This is a genomic window from Agrobacterium sp. CG160-95, from assembly GCF_053521725.1.
This window is the reverse complement of sequence record NZ_JBNWDU010000015.1, coordinates 1-2,550: the sequence shown is the minus strand read 5'-3', so window position 1 is coordinate 2,550 and position 2,550 is coordinate 1. Positions and strand designations below refer to the sequence as shown.

The following is a 2,550-nucleotide window of genomic DNA, read 5'->3' as shown; positions in this document are numbered from 1 at the left end:
AGTAAGCGCGATTTTCGATGCGCCTAGACGGCCTCTTCAGGCGTAATCGCGCACGGGTTCTAGCGGTACCTAGCTTTATTGGGCATTTGCCCTGGAGAAGTTGAACGGCAAGAGGTCGCCGATGTCGGCAGTTTCTTCGCGCTGAGGTAACTCAGTGAGGACGTGGCGCAGCCAAGAGAGTGGATCGACGCCGCAAGCGCGGCAGGTCAGCATGAGACTGTAGATCACGGCGCTGGCCTTGGCTCCGTCGACGGTATCGCTGAACAGCCACGATTTCCTACCGGTGGCAAAAACTCTGATCTCGCGTTCCAGAATGTTGTTATCGATCGGCATCCTGCCGTCGCTGGTGTAACGTGTCAGGTAATCCCATTGGTTCAGGGTGTAGGACACCGCATCGCCGAGCTTGGTATCCGGCACGATCTTTGGCGCGATATTGTCGAGCCACGCCTTTAGGGCGTTCAGGACAGGCAGGCTGTGCTGCTGGCGGAAACGGCGAATGCAATCGGCCTTTGTCTCGCCTGGATCTGGGGTCTTGTCTCTCGCCTGCCTTTCGATCCGGTAGAGCTGTTCGAAGAACCTGAGAGCTTGCTCCGGCGGGCCGCCACCATTCTTTCTCGCCTTGAGGGCATCAACGAAGCGCCGCCTGGAGTGAGCCATGCATCCGACATGGGTTGCGCCATTCAATGTGCGCCAGGCGGTGTAGCCATCAGTGACAAGTATGCCACGGTAGTCACCAAGGAAGGTCTGCGGATAAATCTGACCGCGGCCGGGCTGGTAGTCGAGAAGCACGATCGGCTCCTCACTGTTCTCGCTGCTGCGGTACGCCCACATGTACGACGTGCTGGTGGCTTCCTTGTCCTTTTCCTTCAGCACCTGAACCGTCGTCTCATCGCCATGGATGAGAGACTGCGATTGCAGCCGCAGCTTCAAAGCATCGTAGATGCGATATAGATGCTTCTCGCTCGAGCCGATGACCCAATGCGCAAGAGCGCCACGGCTAATCGGAACGCCAGCACGCTCGAATGTCTGAGCCACGCGGTAGAGCGGCGTGCCATCTACGTATTTGTGGACGAGAGCAAAGGCGAGCGTCGACGCGGTGGCGATGCTGCCCGGCAGGGGTTGCGTGGGCATGGGCGCGATTACGACGGGCGTGTTAATCCCTGTACGGTCACAGTGCCGGCAGGCGTATTTGAACCGTACGTTCTGCAGGACCTTTGCCTTGATCTCGATATGGAGCTGCTCGCTAACGGCTTCTCCCATTCGATGCATTTGGCTTTTGCAGCACGGGCAAGCCTTCTGATCGTCAGCAAGGTCGTATTCGACACGCTCGCGCGGCAGGTCTGCCGGCAGAGGCCTGCGTCCACGCTTCTTTCCCGTTTGACCTTCTACCGCTGGCAGGCCGGTGTCCGGAAGCTCGACAACATCGTCTTCCTCGCTACCACCTTCGACCGCAGCCTCTTCGGCCTCGTTGAAGAGACGATCAATGTGCTTTTCACTGCGCGGGGCAAAGCGGTGCAGCTTTGCCAGTGCCAGTTCTTCTTCAAGCTTGACGACCCGCTGCGAGAGCGCTTCCTTCTCGGCTTTGAGCGCCGCGATTTCGGCAGCATTGGCTGCCAATTGCGCCATCAGTTCTGCAATGCTCGGTTCGCCGGTGCGCGTCATCAGATTCTTGAATCTGAACCGCCCCTGCGCGTCAATCTCAATTCGCCATCCTCAGCCAGCAATCTGATACTGCCGCACGGGATGGCGGATCATCGCATCGATATCGATGCCATCGAGGATCCAGTGGAGTTGCTCTGTCGTCAGCGTCACCACCGCAGTTTCCCGGCGAGGCCACCTGAACCGGTCTTCCGTTAGCTTCTTCAGGACCATAACAAACCCGGACCGATCAAAGAACAAGAGCTTCACCCGGTCACGCCTGCGATTGCAGAAGGCAAACACCGATGGAGCAAACGGGTCCAGCTCCATCACCTCTTGCACAAGGACCGCGAGGCTGTTGATGCCCGCGCGGAAGTCGATGGGTTCCCGATGGAGGTAGACCTTCAGATCAGCGCCCAGTCTGAACATGGCTCAACGCTCCTATGATTGCCGCCAAACCATCGACATCGCTGCATTCCAGCGTCAGGCCGACCCCGTTCGGTAGCACCGCGCTCAGCTTGGATGCATGAGATCGCTTGCCCACCGGCTCCACCTTCGTCAGTGGACCGCTAGCAGAAGACGAGTGCATATCCGTAGCTATCTGAACCGGAACGAACCTAGATACCGCAGGCAAAGCACTATCTTCTCTGGCTCTCTTGACCCATTTGCGAACGAGATTGGCGTTGACGCCGTGCTCCAGAGCTAGACGCGAAACCGAAACGCCGGGCTCTAAACACGCTGCGACAAGCTGATCTCGGGAGGCAGGGTCATATCGACGGCGGCCGTCGCGGCCAACAAGCCGCACCTGCAGTTTAGGAGTATCGTCCATGATTTGGTGTCCACCTATTTTTGATGGACACTTCATGCATCAGAGCACTGCGCTTCAGAAGGTGCACAGAAATTCGCGCTTAC

The 2,550-nt window shown here is 58.1% G+C and carries 3 protein-coding genes; all 3 read right to left on the bottom strand.

The features are described 5' to 3' along the window. Positions 1 to 75: 75 nt before the first annotated feature. The 3 genes from tnpC to tnpA are packed head-to-tail and all read right to left on the bottom strand — an operon-like array spanning position 76 to position 2,467. Complete coding sequence (gene tnpC / locus ACQZ63_RS27230) at positions 76 to 1,662, bottom strand: IS66 family transposase (protein WP_173998782.1); 1,587 nt, start codon at positions 1,660 to 1,662, stop codon at positions 76 to 78. 51 nt (positions 1,663 to 1,713) lie between these two features. Then, positions 1,714 to 2,067, bottom strand: a complete 354-nt coding sequence (tnpB, locus tag ACQZ63_RS27225; protein WP_076846215.1) for an IS66 family insertion sequence element accessory protein TnpB — start codon at positions 2,065 to 2,067, stop codon at positions 1,714 to 1,716. Beyond that, a complete protein-coding gene (tnpA, locus tag ACQZ63_RS27220; protein ID WP_236776408.1) occupies positions 2,048 to 2,467 on the bottom strand; it encodes an IS66-like element accessory protein TnpA in 420 nt (139 codons plus the stop codon). The genes tnpB and tnpA overlap by 20 nt, the downstream gene beginning before the upstream one ends. Positions 2,468 to 2,550: the final 83 nt, after the last annotated feature.